At 28.3% G+C, this 17,995-nt stretch carries 16 protein-coding genes; 6 read left to right on the forward strand and 10 right to left on the reverse strand.

Annotation, left to right across the window (positions count from 1 at the left end; genetic code table 11):
* Nucleotides 1-77: 77 nt before the first annotated feature.
* The 6 genes from KGF41_RS17590 to KGF41_RS17615 all read right to left on the reverse strand — a co-directional run bounded on the left by KGF41_RS17590 (nucleotide 78) and on the right by KGF41_RS17615 (nucleotide 4,286).
* On the reverse strand, nucleotides 78-596 hold the full coding sequence (locus tag KGF41_RS17590; protein WP_227829995.1) for a chemotaxis protein CheW: 519 nt from the start codon (nucleotides 594-596) through the stop codon (nucleotides 78-80).
* A gap of 41 nt (nucleotides 597-637) precedes the next feature.
* Nucleotides 638-1,123: a chemotaxis protein CheD gene (locus KGF41_RS17595; protein ID WP_227842761.1), complete on the reverse strand. Its 486-nt coding sequence runs from the start codon at nucleotides 1,121-1,123 to the stop codon at nucleotides 638-640.
* The gene (locus KGF41_RS21195; protein ID WP_227830010.1) at nucleotides 1,120-1,677 is read right to left on the reverse strand and encodes a chemotaxis protein CheC; all 558 of its coding nucleotides are present in this window, start codon (nucleotides 1,675-1,677) and stop codon (nucleotides 1,120-1,122) included. Before KGF41_RS21195 ends, KGF41_RS17595 begins: the two co-directional genes overlap by 4 nt.
* 124 nt (nucleotides 1,678-1,801) lie before the next feature.
* Complete coding sequence (locus KGF41_RS17605) at nucleotides 1,802-2,164, reverse strand: response regulator (RefSeq protein WP_227829997.1); 363 nt, start codon at nucleotides 2,162-2,164, stop codon at nucleotides 1,802-1,804.
* Nucleotides 2,165-2,746: 582 nt separating this feature from the next.
* Nucleotides 2,747-3,247, reverse strand: coding sequence for a GyrI-like domain-containing protein (locus KGF41_RS17610; protein WP_227842762.1), 501 nt, complete (start codon nucleotides 3,245-3,247; stop codon nucleotides 2,747-2,749).
* 127 nt (nucleotides 3,248-3,374) lie between these two features.
* Nucleotides 3,375-4,286 (reverse strand): helix-turn-helix transcriptional regulator, encoded by a 912-nt coding sequence (locus KGF41_RS17615; RefSeq protein ID WP_227839688.1) that lies wholly within the window; start codon nucleotides 4,284-4,286, stop codon nucleotides 3,375-3,377.
* Nucleotides 4,287-4,700: 414 nt separating this feature from the next.
* Here KGF41_RS17615 and KGF41_RS17620 point away from each other — a divergent pair, with 414 nt between their 5' ends.
* The 4 genes from KGF41_RS17620 (at nucleotide 4,701) to KGF41_RS17635 (ending at nucleotide 7,736) form a co-directional block, all read left to right on the forward strand.
* Nucleotides 4,701-5,552, forward strand: coding sequence for a DUF3100 domain-containing protein (locus KGF41_RS17620; RefSeq protein ID WP_227830000.1), 852 nt, complete (start codon nucleotides 4,701-4,703; stop codon nucleotides 5,550-5,552).
* Between the two features lie 3 nt (nucleotides 5,553-5,555).
* The gene (locus KGF41_RS17625; protein ID WP_227830001.1) at nucleotides 5,556-6,026 is read left to right on the forward strand and encodes a hypothetical protein; all 471 of its coding nucleotides are present in this window, start codon (nucleotides 5,556-5,558) and stop codon (nucleotides 6,024-6,026) included.
* Between the two features lie 12 nt (nucleotides 6,027-6,038).
* Nucleotides 6,039-7,349 (forward strand): M20 family metallopeptidase, encoded by a 1,311-nt coding sequence (locus KGF41_RS17630; protein WP_227830002.1) that lies wholly within the window; start codon nucleotides 6,039-6,041, stop codon nucleotides 7,347-7,349.
* A 198-nt stretch (nucleotides 7,350-7,547) separates the two neighbouring features.
* Nucleotides 7,548-7,736 carry a hypothetical protein gene (locus KGF41_RS17635; protein ID WP_227830003.1) on the forward strand — a complete coding sequence of 63 codons (189 nt, stop codon included), beginning with the start codon at nucleotides 7,548-7,550 and terminating at the stop codon, nucleotides 7,734-7,736.
* On the opposite strand, the gene KGF41_RS17640 is transcribed toward KGF41_RS17635, so the two are convergent.
* Nucleotides 7,721-8,782 carry a GGDEF domain-containing protein gene (locus KGF41_RS17640; protein WP_227842764.1) on the reverse strand — a complete coding sequence of 354 codons (1,062 nt, stop codon included), beginning with the start codon at nucleotides 8,780-8,782 and terminating at the stop codon, nucleotides 7,721-7,723. The two genes, KGF41_RS17635 and KGF41_RS17640, sit on opposite strands and share 16 nt — an antisense overlap.
* Nucleotides 8,783-9,633: 851 nt before the next feature.
* On the opposite strand from KGF41_RS17640, the gene KGF41_RS17645 reads away from it, so the two are divergent.
* Nucleotides 9,634-11,175, forward strand: a complete 1,542-nt coding sequence (locus KGF41_RS17645) for an AbgT family transporter (protein WP_227839684.1) — start codon at nucleotides 9,634-9,636, stop codon at nucleotides 11,173-11,175.
* Nucleotides 11,176-11,210: 35 nt separating this feature from the next.
* Nucleotides 11,211-12,317, forward strand: coding sequence for a M20/M25/M40 family metallo-hydrolase (locus KGF41_RS17650; RefSeq protein ID WP_227842765.1), 1,107 nt, complete (start codon nucleotides 11,211-11,213; stop codon nucleotides 12,315-12,317).
* A 285-nt stretch (nucleotides 12,318-12,602) separates the two neighbouring features.
* Here the strand turns inward: KGF41_RS17650 and KGF41_RS17655 are convergent, their stop codons facing one another.
* From KGF41_RS17655 to KGF41_RS17665, 3 genes are all read right to left on the reverse strand, one after another.
* Entirely contained in the window at nucleotides 12,603-13,889 is a 1,287-nt protein-coding gene (locus KGF41_RS17655) for a transcriptional regulator (RefSeq protein ID WP_227830007.1), read from the reverse strand.
* A 283-nt stretch (nucleotides 13,890-14,172) separates the two neighbouring features.
* Entirely contained in the window at nucleotides 14,173-17,295 is a 3,123-nt protein-coding gene (locus KGF41_RS17660; RefSeq protein ID WP_227857021.1) for a bifunctional diguanylate cyclase/phosphodiesterase, read from the reverse strand.
* A 388-nt stretch (nucleotides 17,296-17,683) separates the two neighbouring features.
* A partial coding sequence (locus KGF41_RS17665; protein ID WP_227857022.1) for a transposase occupies nucleotides 17,684-17,995 on the reverse strand: 312 nt, incomplete at its 5' end.

The raw sequence follows: 17,995 nt of genomic DNA on the forward strand, positions 1-17,995 counted from the left end.
TTAATAATTATACCACTATAGTTCCAAATGTTCCCATTATAATATAATTACAATGCCACTATAATTATATATATGTGTTACATGATAGTGCAATTGTATTTACAAAGCAATTCATCTATTAAAAGTTCTTCTTCATCTGTCAAAAGCTTCTCCAAATCTAACAAGGCAATTATTTGATTGTCTATCTCTCCAATACCGCTTACAAAATAATCTGAATATTCAAGAGTAACCCTTGGTGGAGGTGATATTTGATTTTCTTCTAAACCTATTATCTCCTCAACTTTATCAACTACAAATCCAACTACTAAACTTTCCAGCTCAACTATTACTATATATACATAATCAGTAGTATTTAAATTATTTTTCCTCAGTCTTAAATGCATATCTATTATTGGGATAATTTTTCCCCTTAAATTTATTATTCCTTTTGAATGGGTTGGGAGTTCTGGAATAAATATGATTTCCTGATTCCCAACAATCTCTATGACTTTTTCAAGTTCAATCCCAAAGTTCTGTTCATCTACTTTAAATTTTAGGTACTTAATCCCCTCATCGACTAACTCATAACCTAAATATGGGTCATCTGGAAATCTCATTTAATACCTCCCCTTTAAACATATTCTACATAAAAATATAGCTATATTTTCTTTTTTCCTTTATTTATTGAGTCTACAATTAAATCCCCTGTCTCAGTATAAAAGCGTATTGTTCTTCCATAATTCATTCCTGTATCTTCTGCTATTATAGGAATGTTTAAGCTTAAAAGAGTTTTTTTTACTGCTTCAACATTCCTATAGCCTATGCTTGCAATTGATGAATTACTATTTCCTAAAAACATCTGGGCTCCTCCAGCTATTTTTGCTTTTATATATGTCCTATTTGCACCTATATGCTCCATAGACTTAATAAGTTCATTTATTCCTGTGTCAGCAAATTTACATTTATTTTCAATATGAATAGCATCTTTACTATATGGCAACATAACATGTAACATTCCACCAATTCCCGCTATTTTATCTATCAAGCATACTCCTACACAAGAGCCAAGTGCATAAGTAACCAAAACATTTGGTTTATACACTATTTTCATATCTGCAATATTTACTATTATCTCTCTACTCATACTGCTAATCCCAATCTTACTAATATTTCTTTAAGCGAGTCCATTTCTGGAATCATCAATATGTGGCTAATAAAATAATTATCGCTATTTTTAAATTTATTTTCTATAAATAAAATTTTGTCCCCAACATCAGAAAATCTTATCATAGGTACATTTAACACAGCTCCAACCATATCAATACACATATCTGGAACTGAAATACTTATGTTCATATTTAGCATAGATGCAATAGCATTTACATAAGAACTTGCCATAATATTTCCTATTTCTTTGATTGCAGAAATTTCAATACCTGTAATTTCGTCTAAGAAAGCTTCATCTTTATTAAAAAGAGAGTTAAGCATAAGTTGAGTGATTGATTCATCCAGCAAAAACATAAACATCCCATTAATATCGCCCTTCATATCAAGTAAAATGCATACAACCTTGTTTTCTGGACCTCCAAGTAAATTTGTAGCTTCACTATATTCAAGTATCTTGACCATAGGTATTAATACTTCTATCTTACTATTTATCATGGATGCAAGTGCAGTAATTGCATTCCCAGAGCCTATATTACCAATTTCTCTAAGAGCATCTATATGGACATCATCAAGTTGTGAATAATTTATAATATAAACCCCTCCCTCTATTGTTACATTTATGTATTTTTACTATATAAAGGTGTATTTACAGCCTTTATTTTAAGGCATTATTTACAACTTTAATCAATGTTTCTGTTTTAAATGGCTTTACTATAAAATCTAATGCTCCAAGCTTTACAGCTTCCACAATCATATTTTCTTGCCCTATTGCAGAACACATCACCACTTTAGCATTTGAATCCAACATTTTTATTTCCTTTAATACCTCTAGACCATCTTTTTTAGGCATTGTAATATCAAGTAGTGTCAAATCAGGCATTTCATCTTTAAACATATTATAAGCTTCTTCTCCATCACTTGCTTCTACTAAATTATCGTAACCACTTTTACTCAGAGCTTCTTTAATCATCATTCTCATAAAAATAGCATCATCTACTATTAAAATTTTATTTTCCATAAAACTAACTCCTCCATACTTGTAACAATAAATGCTATTATTTTTCAGTCATTGTCTATACTTACTGACTTACTTTCCCTACATAATAAATACATTTCATCTATAAATAAAAGTACATATTCATGCTATATTATATTCAACTTTATTAATACAGTTTATCAATTAAAAAACTTATATCTCTATTGTAATATATGTTTGGCATTTTGACGAGTTATTAAAAACATAATCATATAAAAACGTAAAAAGTTGTCAAAAAACCAATTATATAGAAATATAATAAATTGAAAATATTTGTATAATATACATGTATTATCGGCTGAATTATAATTAAATTTATAGCCTATTATAATTAATAAATTCTTACATATTGCTAAAGGTAGATTTAAATTATGAACAAAATATTGATTAGAGATGATGATAGAGAACTTTGTGAACTACTCAAAAATTATGTAATTAAAGAAAATATAATATTATCACTTTTAAAGATAAAATAAAAATTGGGAGTGTATAATACACTCCCTCATGATTATCAACTTATTTATCCCTATAATAAGTTTTATCTATTAAAATTTATCAATGAATTTATCTTATTCCAATGTAAATATGAACTTCTTGCTTATTCATATCATATGTATTATTTTGATATTCTTCAAAATCACTTATATAAGTTCTATCAAAATCCATTTTCCAAAACTCAAACCAGAATTCTCCTACTGACTTTTGTATATCTCCTGTTATAGTGAATTTTGCATATTTACCACCTGGTATAACTTTACTTATAACAAACTCTCCACAAATATCTTTTTCATTAAATTCACTTAGATTGTTATCCTTACCATCTTCACTATTTACTTCACAACATGCTACAAAGTTATATGGATTTGTAAAATCACCTTGATAGTCTGTATATAAACCTATTGTTTTATCATTTTTTTTACCTTTTATAGCATTATAGATACCTTTCCCCATAAAGTTTTTCCATAATTCACCTATGTCTTTTACTGCTTGCCCATTGTTATTTGTAGTTTCTTTTGATACACCTACTACTATTTTTTCACTTATATGTACTATTTCATAATCCATACTTTATACCTCACTTTAGCTTTATTGATTGCTTTTGATTATATGTTTATTTGATTTAATTATAATTTATAAAATACGACATCTATATGTCATATATTTTAATATAATTAAATTTAGTAATAGTAACTTATAAGGAATACATATTAAACATCTCTCTCAACCTATTTATTACATTATCTCTAATGAATTTAGGTTCAAGTACTTCAACACTATCTCCAAAAGATAAGATATATCCATAAATCCACTCTCCAATTGGGAATTCTGCAATTACATCATATGTATTATCTTCATTTTTAGTTATTAAATCATTGTTAAAATCATCAAAAACTCTATAGAGCATCTTTTCTTTAAATCTTAGCCTTAGAGTTACAATATGTTCTTTAATTATTTTAGAGTCATCTAAACATGCCTCTTCAATCATCTTTCTTGAAAATAAGTCTTCTTTTACTACTAAGTTTTTCATTCTACTGATTCTAAATATTCTAAAATCGTCCTTTAATTTGCAAAACCCATACAAATACCAAGTCTTACTTTTATACATTAGCTTCATAGGTTCAACAGTTCTATTTGTCTGACTTGAAAAACTATTTACATAATCAAAATTTATAGTGTTACGTCTTAAAATAGCATTTTTTATTTTTGTAAATTTATCATCCTCATTAAAATTACTTCCCCATTCAGTAAAATCTATTTCAATCCAGTTTGCAAAATTACTTTCTCCAAATATTGAACCAATTTTATCTACTACTGAATTTATTTCTGGATACTTTGTTGCTTGCAATGTTTGAAGTGCTATTATTAGACTCTCCTTATCTTCCTTTGACAATATAGTTTTGTCTATAGAATATTCTTCTATTAAAGATATTCCTCCTCCTTTGCCTTTAGTCATATATACTGGTACCCCTGACATAGACAGAGTTTCTATATCTCTATATATAGTTCTTGTAGAAACTTCAAACCTCTCAGCCAACGCTTTAGCAGTAACTAATTTTTTATTTAATAGTATTACTATTATTTCTGTTAATCTATTTATTTTCACCTATTATCACCCACTAAAATTATTATATATTATATTAAATTGCTTTTTTCTCGTATACTTTATAAGTTATTAATTTTACTATTATATTATATATTTTAAAGCTTTTTATATTTTATTCCTACAATATTTAAGCAAATTTTTAATAAATAAATTTATATGCTAATATTTTGAAGTTATGTAATATTTTAGATATTTTTTCGTTGACAATGTTAAATTTTTGATTTATCCTTAATTAAGGACATGTTATTGACATTTCTGAAACTTATTTGAAAAACAATTTTACTATATAATTCTATGTAATTTAGTTTTATTATATAATTCTATGTAACTTAGGAAAACGTATTATATTTAAGAAAGCGTATTTTCTATTTCAAATTCAAATAAGTACAATATTTATTTTTTAGGGAGGCAATCATGGAAATTAATAAAAAACACTTTATTCAAGTCTTTTTAACTTGCTTAATCTTAGTAGTAATATGTGAATTTATAGGACAAAGAACCTTAGCTATTGGTTCAGCTTCTATAATACTATTTCCAATGCTTTATGCAGTTATAATCGGACTTATAATAACACCTGACTTATTGGGAAAAAAAATTAAAGCACTTAAAAAAGTTATTGGAGAAAAAGAAATCAATATTGCTGGTGAAGTTGTTGGAATTGCACTAGTAATGCTTGGTATAAAATATGGGACTACTGTTGGTCCAAACATCGATAAGATAATTCAAGCTGGACCTGCATTTCTTGCTCAAGAATTTGGTCACATACTTGCACCAATAGTTGCATTACCTCTTGCATTAATGTTTGGTATGAAAAGAGAAGCTATTGGAGCTACTGCAAGTATAAGCCGTGAACCTTCTTTAGGAGTTATATCTGAAAAATATGGAATAAATTCTCCAGAAGGTAGTGGCGTACTTGGTACATATTTAATGGGTACAGTTCTTGGTACTATATATTTTAGTGTGTTAGGCTCAGTGTCAATTTATAGTGGCCTTCATCCATATGCTTTAGGAATGGCTTGTGGTGTTGGTAGTGGAAGTATGATGACCGCAGCTGCTGGTTCACTTTCTACCATGGTACCTCCAGAAATGGCAGATACAATACTTGCCTATGCAGCAACAAGTAATATGATGTCTAGTATAACAGGAATTATATTCTTGGTCTTTGTATCTTTACCATTTACTAACTTTATGTACAAAATTTTAGAACCTAAATTTTCAAGAAGTAAAAAGGCTGAAGAAACAAAAACTACAAAAGGAGAGTGCTAATAAATGTTTGCTAATTTAGATTTAAAGAAAAGTTCATATCAATTATTGGTTATGTCTATTATTGGAGTTATAATTCTTATAGGGCAAAGAATTAGTGTTGGTACATCTATAGTAACAGCTTTTCCTGGAATGGTAATGTTAATATTAGCTGCTATGGCTGCTATGATTATAAAGGATTTATTTCCTAAATCAATATTTCCTGCTTTTGGATTTGCAACTATAATAGGTCTTTTACTTAGTATGCCATATAGTCCAACATCTGAAGTATTCTTAACTAGCACTAATAATATTAATTTTATGGCTATAACTACTCCTCTACTAGCTTTTGCAGGAATTTCTGTTGGAAACAAAATAGAAGCTTTAAAGGAAATGTCATGGAAAATAGTTATAATATCACTTGTTGTTTTTACAACTATATTCTTTGCATGTGCAAGTATAGCTCATATAGTTTTAAGTATTCAAGGTAAAATATAGGAGGAACTTATTATGAATAAAGAACAATTAAAATCTCTAGTAATAAAGACTATAGATGAAAATAAAGAAAAGATATTAGAAATAGGTCATGGAATCTACAAGAATCCAGAATATGGATATAAAGAGTATAAAACTACAGAAGCTGTTTCAAACTTTTTTGAACAAGAACTAAACTTATCTGTCGAAAAAAATATAGCTGTTACAGGATGTAAGGCAGATACAAATTCTGGTAAAGAAGGTCCTCATATATCTATACTTGGAGAATTAGATGGTATATCATGCAAAGAACATAAAGATTCTAATGAAATAGGTGCATCTCATACTTGTGGACATAATATACAAATAGCTGGAATGTTAGGTGCTGCTGTTGGTTTAGTAAAAAGTGGAGTTTTAGAACATTTAGATGGTAAAATATCTTTTATGGCTACTCCTGCTGAAGAATTTATTGAATTAGAATACAGAGAACAATTGAAAAAAGAAGGAAAAATAACTTACTTTGGTGGAAAACAAGAACTAATAAAAAGAGGTTATTTTGATGATATAGATATATCTATGATGTTTCACTCTTCAGATTTAGGAGAGGATAAGGCTTTAGTTGGCCCTGAAAGTAATGGCTTTGTCGGCAAAAAGGTTAAATTTATAGGAAAAGAATCTCATGCTGGTTCTGCTCCACATGATGGAATAAATGCTTTAAATGCAGCAATGCTTGCTATAAATAATGTAAATGCACTTAGAGAGACTTTTAAAGAATCTGAAAGAGTTAGATTTCATCCTATCATCACAAAAGGTGGAGATATAGTAAATGTTGTTCCTGCTGATGTTCATATGGAATCATATGTAAGAGCCAGAACTATAAATGGCATGATAGATGCTAATAAAAGAATAAATAAAGCATTAATGGCTGGTGGAATGGCGGTTGGAGCTGATGTTGAGATAACTGAAATTCCTGGGTATCTACCAATATTAAGATACAAAAACCTTGATAACCTATTTAAAAATAACCTTGAAGATTTAGGTTTAAAAGGAAAGATTATCGATGGTGGAGATTTCACTGGTTCATTTGATTTTGGAGATGTATCTCATATAATGCCTACCCTTCACCCTATGATTGGTGGTGTAAAAGGTGCTCTTCATACGAGAGATTTTGAAATAGTTGATGAAGACTTAGCTTACATAGTTCCTGCTAAGGCTATGGCACTTACAGTTGTAGACCTTCTTTTTGATAATGCTAAGGAGACTAAAGATATACTGGATGCCTTTACTCCAGTTATGACTAAAGAAGAATACTTAACATTCTTAGAAAAACACGACAAAACTTTATAGGTCTGTTAAAGATTGATTTATATAATATAAAAGGTGGTATATGTCATAGAGGCTCTACCATCTTTTCTTGTATTTCATTTTTTTATAGCATATAATTATTGTCTTGTTTTTTTGCAAATAGGTACTAATTGCAAAATTTATAAAGTTATGTTGAAGTATAATTGTAAGTGTGGTATGTTTTTTTAATAAAATAGAAACTTGTTTCCCCCACTAAAACAGGAATTTGAAAAGAGATGTTTTCTTATATCTGATGATAATCGTAAAGAAATTGAAGCAGAGCTATGTGGAAAAATCATAGATACACCAGGACATACCTCTGATTCAATTTCACTTCTACTCGATATAGATAGAAATCCTGATAAAATATTAAATCAGTTTATTCGATAACACCCTTTTCCTGCTTCCTTTGCTACATAAAGAGCTTCATCTGCCTTACTATATAAATCTTCAAAATTAGTAATATTTTTATCACAGATTGAACATCCTAAACTAATATGAAATACATAATTATTCTGTGATAAATCTTCCATATTATTTAACGCATCAAATAATTTCTCAAAGTGCATTCTACACTTCTCCTCATTATTTAAATCCTTAGCGTAGATGGCAAATTCATCACCACCTAATCTTAAAACTACACTATCATAAAAAATATTCTTTATATTATCAGCTACAGCTTGTAAATAACGGTCACCTACAATATGACCATAAGAATCATTGATATATTTAAAATCATCTATATCGATAAGAATAAAGGCTCCATACTTTTTTTCGTCCATAAGCTGTTCAATCATTTCAACACCAGCACCTCGATTATATATACCTGTCAATAAATCAATTTCTGATTTAGTTCTATATTTAATGTAGTTTTCTACACTTTCGATACGGTCATTTAGAATAAAAAAGTTGACACCTACAGATAAAAAATAAAAAATAACTAAATCAACTAAATCCGCCATAAACATATTTATATCCTTTGCTATAAAGCAACAAATACCATAGATTATAGCAGTTCCTGTTATGTAGAGAATAATTCTCCACGGTTTATCCAATATGAATAAAGGAAGTACACATATAAAGACCATAATCGTGATTGATGGTTCTGTTTTATCTAGAAAAGTTCCCATCAAAATACCCATTATCATAGCTGGAGTTAATGCCAAATAAAAGATAAGTGTTATATACTGAGAATGTTTTTTTAAGTAAAATTTAGAAATAATATAAAGAATAAAAAAGTATCCAAGTATAATAAAAAACTCTATATTAAAAGTAACAACTTCTGATAAAATCAATCCAAATACAAACACCATAGCTGAAATAGTGAGTCCTAATAATGATAAACCACAGAAACTTCGATAATTTCTCAATCTAATTTCAGATTTATACAAATTCATCTTCTTTGCTTTAAAATTCTTTAATATTGTTTCTAACATCATACCCCCCTTGTACATTACACACTCTCATTCACGAATTATTTAATGCTTCTACAGTTCAACTACTGTTGATACACTTATAAATAAACTCTCACATTATTTATTAATTTAAAAAGTGATTTAACTATCATATAGTACTATTACTCATATTTTTTTATTTCGATATTAAAAACAATCCAATAATTTCCAATTATATAAATTGATTATATTTCCAATATATTTTTTATAAAAATATAATAATATTACTATCTAGTTTACAAAAACATATAAATAGCTTAATATTTTTAATTTTATTTTAATATCTCTTTACTTATTATCGAATATATTATAGCATTCTCATATACAAAAGTCATTAAAAAAGAGCTCCTACATAGGTTATATTCATCATAATATAAACTTGTGTATTTTACTATTTCTCTACCATTCTTTAATCTTTTATATTTTTCATATATTCTTATGACAATTTATCCTCTTACATATTATTTTTTAATTCTAACCCAAATACTCCACTTTAGCTGTTATAAAGTTTTGTATTTTATTAATTTATTCTTTTACTAACTTAATATTCCACTAGATTTTTATAAAACTTTGTTTTAAAATTAATTTTAAAGCGTATATATAATGTAGATAACTTAGACATAATTCGGTATCAATCTACTTAAAGCATATTTAATTAACACCACTCATCCAGAAAATTCAGAAAATTACATTGACATAGGAAAAAGTTTATTTTATACTTTTTTTAGGACACATTGTGGACACGTCTTAAATTGACAGTCATAATTTACATCATAAATTTGACCACAATACTCATTTTCAATATTATATTTTAAAAACATAGGGAGGATATTATGAATGATAACGTAGTTAAAAAGAAGAACTTTTTTGACAGAACATTGAACAGAATAGAAATTGTTGGTAACAAACTACCAGACCCAGTTACAATATTTTTAGGATTATGTGTACTTTTACTTATACTATCTAGCATAATCGGTTCTATGGGTATATCAGTAGTTCATCCTGGTACTGGTGAGACTATAACTGCTGTAAATTTATTAACTGTAGAACAACTTCAGATTTTATTAGGAAATATTGTTAGTAATTTTCAAGGCTTTGCACCTTTAGGTCTAGTTTTAGTTACTATGATAGGTGCTGGTGTTTGTGATAAAACTGGACTTATGACAGCAACAATAAAGGCATCAGTAAGCAAAATTCCTGAAACAAAAGTAACTCTTGTCGTAATGACTATAGGTATGCTTGCAAATATTGCATCAGATGCTGGTACAATACTATTCCCACCATTGGCTGCACTTGTATATCTTGGTGTTGGAAGACATCCACTTATAGGTTTATTTTCTGGATATGCCGCAGTCTGTCTAGGATTTGCAGCAAACATCATGATAAGTGTTAACGATATACTTGCTGCAAGCTTTACAGTACCAGCAGCTCAGATGATTGATTCTGGATTTGAAGCTAATGCAACAATGAACTTATTTTTTATGATAGCATCAACTTTTGTATTAATATTATTGGCAACTTGGGTAACAGAAAAAATTGTAGCTCCTAGATTTGGTAAATACGAGGGAAATGCAGAGTTAGATGTTGATGGTAGTCTTAGCGATGTAGAAAAAAAAGGACTTAAAAAAGCTGGTATAAGTATATTAATATATGCAGCAATTATAATAGCACTTAGTGTAATTGGTCAAAAACCATTCTTAGCAGACCCAGAAACAGGAGATTTATTATCAAATAATGCTCCTCTTATGAAAGGTATGGTACCTATAATAGCTTTAGCCTTTTTTATACCTGGTGTTGTATATGGAAAAACTATAGGTAAAATAAAAAAGGATAAAGATGTTGTCTCTATAATGGCTGGTGCAATGAGTGATATGGGCGGATATATAATACTAGCATTTGCTGCTTCACAGTTTTTGCAATTATTTACAAACAGTAATTTAGGTTTAATACTAGCTGTAAAAGGTGGAGAGTTTTTGAAATCAGCAGGAATAAATGGTCCTTTATTATTGATAGGATTTATTATATTATCGTGCTTTATAAATTTATTTATAGGAAGTGCATCTGCAAAGTGGGCTATACTTGCACCAATATTCGTACCAATGTTTATGATGGTTGGATACAATCCAGCACTTACACAAATGGCTTATCGTATAGGTGACTGTATAACAAATCCACTTAGCCCATTATTCCCATACTTCCCTATTATACTAGCATTTACAAGAAAGTATGATAAGGATGCGGGTATGGGGACTGTAATAGCTAATATGTTACCATACTCTATATCATTCTTGATAGTATGGACTATACTATTGATACTATTTATGGTGTTTAATATTCCATTAGGACCTGGAATATTCCCTTCTTATAGTATGTAATTTATTTAATTTTTTTCTAAAAGGAGAAATGATTTATGTTAAGTAAAAATAGACTTATAAATAATTTTATGGATATGGTTAGAATTGACAGTCCATCTAATCAAGAATTGGAAATGTCCAAGTGGATAGTAAACTATCTAAAAGAAAGAAATATAGACGCTATTATAGATGATGCTGGTGAAAAATATGGTGGTAATACGGGAAATGTCATCGCATATATAAAAGGCGAAGAAGGAAGTAGACCTCTTTGTTTATGTGCTCATATGGACCAAGTTCAACCTTGTTTAGGTGTAAATCCAATACTAGATGGTAACATAGTTAGAAGTGATGGGACTACCACACTTGGTGCAGATGACAAAGCTGGTATAGCCGCTATCCTTGAAGCTCTAGAACATGTTATTACAGAAAAAATACCACATAGAGATATATATCTATGTTTTACAATTTGTGAAGAAGCTGGTATGCATGGTGTTAAAAACTTTAACCCTGATAACTTACCTTGCAAGGATATGGTGATTTTAGATTCTGGTGGGGCTATTGGTTCTATAGCATATAAGGCTCCTGCACAGGAATCTATAAAAATCTCTTTTTATGGTAAAAAAGCACATGCTGGTATAGAACCTGAAAAAGGTATAAATGCTATATTGGTTGCCTCTCATGCAATAAGCAATATGCATATAGGTAGAATAGATTCTCTGACAACTTCAAACATAGGTAAAATAGAAGGTGGTGGAGCTACAAATATAGTAACTGATAAGGTTACATTGACTGCTGAAATCAGGTCTCATATCCCTGAAACTTTAGAATATGAACTTAATCATATGGAAAAATGTTGTTTAGATGCTGCATCTAAATTTAATACTACTTACACTTTTGAACATAATATGTCTTATCCAAGTTTTGAACTTAGTAGAGACAGTCATGTTTTTAAATTAAGTGAGGAAGCAATAAGACAAGTTGGTGTTGTTCCAAATCCAATGGTAATTGGTGGTGGTAGTGATGCAAATATACTAGCTAATCTTGGATATAACTGTGCTATATTAAGTTTAGGGATGTATGATGTACACACAGTTAATGAATATGTAAATATAGATGAATTATATGATACTGCTAAAATAGTTTATCATATGATTAAATTATAATTATTATATATTCTTCTAAATTAGCATATCATATGTCTAGATTATAGATATTAGATTTTACTTTTAAATCAGTCTATCATATGATTAAGTTAAATAATAAATTATAAAAAATTAATGATAAATTAGAGTGCTATCACTCATATAAATACTTTTATACAATATTACTCTTTAAATCTCATAATTAAAAACCTATGTATTTTCAACTCTATAAGTACTATCTTAAAAAGTTGATTTACATAGGTTTTAGTGTTTTATATGACACTTAATACAATCTTATATAATATTTTAAAACAATATCTCAGTAATATTCTTTGGTCTTCCTCCACCAATACTAGTTTCTTTAGCACATATTCTACCTAGATTTGCACTTACTATTTTATTCAGTATACGCCTTGCACTTCTTTCACTTACATTTAGATATTCTGCCAATTCTTTTGAATCGTAAATCTTACTTTTTCTATTTTCACTTATAGCTATGATTTTTGCTACTGATTCGCAACTCATCCCAGTTTTTTTAGATATTTCTATTATTTTTTCATCAGCCAATACTAGGGAGTAATTTAATTCATTTTCTGAGGCTAAAGGACCTCTTATATTTTCATCTTCATCTACTAAATATATACCAATCTCTTTTGAATCTATTGAATGTCTTAATGCTTTATGTGCATTATTTTCAGCTTGATATGCAGTTACTCCAGTACCAATCCCTATACTAAGAGAAAATCCCATGTCTTTTATATCTCTTTTTAGCTTAAATAATTTATCATAATTGTACTCATTATCAGCTACACCTTTATGAACAAATACTACATAATCATTTCTTCCAAACGAAAATAAAGAACCTTGAATACTTCTTGCATAGTTTACTACAAGCTTATCCATATCTGATTTTTTTATCATATCAGAATAATAGTTTTCTATCTTCTCTTTATAATCTATTAAACTCAATATTTCTACTGCAATTTGAGAAAATCTAGCCTCGCTTAGAGCATATTCACTCTTCACTTTTTCATAACTTTCTTTGATTAATTGTATAGTTGCTTGTAGGCGAAATACAGGATAACCTCTTTGCTTTAACTCATTGTACACTGCTCCAAAACCGGTTATCATTATCTCAGTCTTATTTTCTTCAAACAATTGTATATGCCACTTTGCAAGTTCAGATTCTCCTACTTCTACAGAAAATGGCCTACAAAATATACTTGTAGCTTCAATATCAAACTCTTTAAGTGCATCTTCTACAACATATCTATCAACTACATCTATACTAAATTTATCTAGCTTTATATTTGCACTCTTTATTGCCCAAAATGCTTTCATTATACTTGTCCCACTTCTTGGAACAAATGAATGTGGTTTACTTATTTCATATCTAGATTTTATAAACTCATAGACTCCACACCCTGTAAATATAATGGCATCACATTCATCTTCACATTTCGAAATAACTTCTACTGTATCTACTACTTTTTCTCTTACATATATTTTAGTTTCTAAATTGCTGTCTATCTGTTTTAAGTCTTCCTTTATCTTAAAGCCAGAGTCTGAAGGACCTATAATACCCACTATCATAAACTTCGCTCCTAATCCATCAATATTGTACTTGCTAAAAAAATTATAATGTCATTGCTTTTTATTTTTTATTTAATTTATTATCTCACATTCTATATTTACGGTAAAGAACCTCTATACAAGCGTTTAGGATAAAAATGTCTGAAAAATAAATTTTAAATACTATAAAGCCTATATATATTCAATCTTGAATTATTAATTGATTGAATATATACAGACTATCTTACATTTAATTTAGACAACCTATCACAGAATATATTATATTTAAATGAAGCATATTATTTTAAGTAGTTATTAGTTTACTATCTTGATGATTATAAAGTAAACTTTCAAAATCCCTACTTGGAATAGGCTTACAATAGTAATATCCTTGAATTACCACGCAATTTAAACTGGCCAAAAACTCTGCTTGCTCTTTTGTTTCTACACCTTCTGCAACTACATCCATTTTTAAGTCCTTAGCCATTGCTATAGTATGCTTTAAAACAATTTTTTCTCTTTCTGTAATTTCTTTTTCATTAAAAAATCCACAATCTATCTTTAATGTGTCAATATTTATATTTTTTAACATATTTAATGAAGAATATGCTGAACCAAAATCATCCATATTTAAAATAATACCATCTGTTCTAAGCTCTGCTATTATCTTGGCAAATAACTTTATATTTTTAATAAATAAGCTTTCTGTAAGTTCTAATTCAAAAAATGATTTTGGTATATTATATCTATTTATTAGACCTAAAACAATATATCTAAATTGAGGATTATACAAGTGTAATCTTGATACATTTACGGAAATAGGTACTGGCTTCTGACCTAAGTTTATCCATTTTCTTATCAAAGCACATACTTGCTCCCATATATACATATCTAGTTTAATGATAAATCCATTCTTCTCAAATAATGATATAAATTTATTTGGAGGTATTATACCTTTTTCTGGATGTATCCATCTAACTAAAGCCTCTGCTCCTATAATTTTATTTATTTCAAGATTATATTTAGGTTGTAAGTATACATGAAACTGTCCATTTTCCAATGCATATTCCATTTCTCTTTCCATCTGTTTTTCTTCAATTGCATCATTTCTCATAGCTTCATCATAAAACATATGATGATTTATGCTCTGCTTCTTTACATTTTTATGTGCATATCCTGCCATTTCACAGGCATTTGTAACTGATATATTATTATCCAGAATCCTATAAATTCCAAAGCATGGTATTAACATATACTCAAATTGCTTTGTACTTAAATTTTTTGTAATTTTATAAATTAATTTATCTACATCTTTATCCTGATAGCACTCATAAAAAATGCAAAACACATCTGCATACATACGACAACAGATTCCCTTAGAAGTAATATTTTTTTTAATCAGTTCTGCAATATATATTAATGCTCTATCTCCCTCTTGAATACCATAAATATCATTAATTACCTTGAACTTATCTATATCCATCATTATAGCAACATAATGTTTATCAGGATGTTTTTTAAGTAATAAGTTTGCTTGTTGACAAAAGTCTTCGTAATTATATAGCCCTGTCAATATATCTCTTTGTCTTTTACGTATTTGCATAATATGGTCTATATTTTTAATAGAAAGCAAAATATGTGTCTGATTTTCACCAAATTTATTTTTACTGATAACATTTATGATACACATGGATGTCCAATAGTACCTTTTATCCTCTCCTAAACATCTACATTCAAAACTCAACTTTAAGTCCTCTTGCTTGTTATTTTTTGAATCATCAAGAAACTTTGAATAAAGATTAGAGTAAAATATAGCTCTATCATCAGGATGAACTATATAATTTCTAATGTATAAAAATGTTTTTTGTATATTCTCTTTTACAGAAATTTTAAAAATATTGTTTTCTGATTGATGGATTGGAGTAATTAAATTTTTCTCTAAGCAAATATCTAAGATAATATCATATGTATTATAAACTAGTTTTTCATAAGTTTTAGAATATCCATCACTTGTTATACTGTCAAAAGGTTCTTCCGTCTCTAAACTTTCATATGTAGATAAAATTCTTTTTTCTGAACCAGTTAAATTGTTTATCCCCTCTACTTTATTGCTCTTTAGTTTATTTTTTTCATAATATCTTTGCTTATCTTGATACATTCTCTCATCAGCAATTTTAGCCAAGCTATGTATATTTATACTATCTTCACTCCAAATACTTCCTATTGCTACACTATATACCCTAGTATCTTTAAACTCTTCACTTAACCAAGTAACCTTTTCTTCAAATAGTTGTTTTGAAATTTCCTCACATAATACAACAAACTCATCTCCACCAATACGATAAATATTATAGGAATGAAAGTATTTTTTTATAATTACACAGGTTGACACAATAGCAGAGTCGCCACTAGCATGTCCGAAGTTATCATTAATATCTTTTAATCCATTTATATCTATAAACACAACACCTATAGATTTAGCTTTATTGCTGTAAAAATTATCTATGTATTTAATATATTTATTTCTATTGTAAACCCCAGTCAAAAAGTCATAATAACTCATATGATTCAATTTATTTTCTACCTCTCTCTTTTTCATTTCAGTCAATAAAAAATAAGATAGAGAAGTCAAAAGAGATGTATCTTTAACAGCTCTATGTGGATTGTCGACTCCAATAAATCCAATAATTTTGTCATCTTGCTTTAATGAAGATGCTATTAAACTTTCAATATTTTGAGGTTTTAAAATTTCATACTCAATTGGTTGTGTTTCTTTTATACTTTCTATATTATCTAATATTATAAAACCTTTTTCATAAAATAATGAAAACCAATTTTTTAATGCTTCAATATCAATATCTTCAAGGAATTGTTTTTGTCCCTCAACACCTTGATTGCACCATTCATATGTATTATTTATCTTTTTACCATCTGATGACACTTCAAAAATATATGCTCTATCAGCCTTATGAAATTTCCCAATACTGCTTAATACAAGATTTATAGCATTTGAAAAATTAGTTTCTGTTATAAGATGTTTAATACACCCAACTAGTAATTCTTTTATTTCCAATTTTTCCTCTATCGACTTACTTATATTTTCCTTATCAGTAATATCAAGAGCTATTTCCAGTCGTGCAGCTTTACCTTCCCACTTAATTAATTTATCTTTTAATATAAAATGTCTATCTATTTCAGTGTTTGTATTTTCCCATATGTAATATTCATCATCTTTCAAAAAAGAGTTAGTACAAAATTCACAAGGAGAATCTCTCCCTTGTAATGCTTCATAACATTTTCTATGAGAAATATCATCAAGTCCTAGCACCCTTTTCCCATTTTTATTAATATATAAAAGTTCATATGTATCCAAGGAGGAAACATATATAATTTCATCTAATTCATCTACTAAATTTCTCACACTCATTTATGTATAACTCCTTTTATCCAATTTTTTAAATTCTTGAAACTATGTCAAGTTTTGCTATACCTTTGATGATGCTATTGTACTTTTTTATAAAAAAAAAGAATACAATAGCATCATCTTTTTTGACAAATAGAGCTCATCATTATATCACTCACCTAAGCTCTCTAAAACTTAAATTATCATAAATATCTTTTGCTGTACATACTATTTTTTTAATCTTCATATAATTCTTATTATTTGTCCCTTAACTTAGTCCTAAGCAAGTTTTATATTATAAGAATCATATTTTATGCTCATATCTTCATCCAATATATAATTGAACTACTCCACCTTAACTACCTTCGATAACGTTTGAAGGTGGAGATTCCTATTCGATAGTACTTTTGTACTAAGCATTCATAGGCTCTAAGGACTGTTCCATCCCCACTAATCTTAATCCTTCTTTTAGTATATTTACACTAGCATTTATATCTCTGTCATGCTGTGTATTGCACTTTTGACAAACCCACTTTCTAAGGGATAAGTTCTTTACATCTTTATTTCTATGAGCACATACACTACATAACTGACTTGATGGATATGTGTTTCCTATTACAGAAATTACTCTCCCATACCAAGTAGCCTTATACTCAAGTAACCTTCTAAATTCATACCAACTAACTTCACTTATTGCACCTGCTAATTTATGATTCTTAATCAT

This window comes from Clostridioides sp. ZZV14-6150 (assembly GCF_020657875.1).
Classification (GTDB): Bacteria; Bacillota; Clostridia; order Peptostreptococcales; family Peptostreptococcaceae; genus Clostridioides.

Excerpts from the sequence above, each read along its gene's own strand:
- KGF41_RS17590 (WP_227829995.1), bottom strand. The coding sequence starts at position 596 with ATGAGATTTCCAGATGACCCATATTTAGGTTATGAGTTAGTCGATGAG.
- KGF41_RS17610 (WP_227842762.1), bottom strand. The coding sequence starts at position 3,247 with ATGGATTATGAAATAGTACATATAAGTGAAAAAATAGTAGTAGGTGTA.
- KGF41_RS17625 (WP_227830001.1), top strand. The coding sequence starts at position 5,556 with ATGTTTGCTAATTTAGATTTAAAGAAAAGTTCATATCAATTATTGGTT.
- KGF41_RS17595 (WP_227842761.1), bottom strand. The coding sequence starts at position 1,123 with ATGAGTAGAGAGATAATAGTAAATATTGCAGATATGAAAATAGTGTAT.
- KGF41_RS17620 (WP_227830000.1), top strand. The coding sequence starts at position 4,701 with ATGGAAATTAATAAAAAACACTTTATTCAAGTCTTTTTAACTTGCTTA.
- KGF41_RS17630 (WP_227830002.1), top strand. The coding sequence starts at position 6,039 with ATGAATAAAGAACAATTAAAATCTCTAGTAATAAAGACTATAGATGAA.
- KGF41_RS17645 (WP_227839684.1), top strand. The coding sequence starts at position 9,634 with ATGAATGATAACGTAGTTAAAAAGAAGAACTTTTTTGACAGAACATTG.
- KGF41_RS17655 (WP_227830007.1), bottom strand. The coding sequence starts at position 13,889 with ATGATAGTGGGTATTATAGGTCCTTCAGACTCTGGCTTTAAGATAAAG.
- KGF41_RS17650 (WP_227842765.1), top strand. The coding sequence starts at position 11,211 with ATGTTAAGTAAAAATAGACTTATAAATAATTTTATGGATATGGTTAGA.
- KGF41_RS17660 (WP_227857021.1), bottom strand. The coding sequence starts at position 17,295 with ATGAGTGTGAGAAATTTAGTAGATGAATTAGATGAAATTATATATGTT.
- KGF41_RS17640 (WP_227842764.1), bottom strand. The coding sequence starts at position 8,782 with ATGTTAGAAACAATATTAAAGAATTTTAAAGCAAAGAAGATGAATTTG.
- KGF41_RS17605 (WP_227829997.1), bottom strand. The coding sequence starts at position 2,164 with ATGGAAAATAAAATTTTAATAGTAGATGATGCTATTTTTATGAGAATG.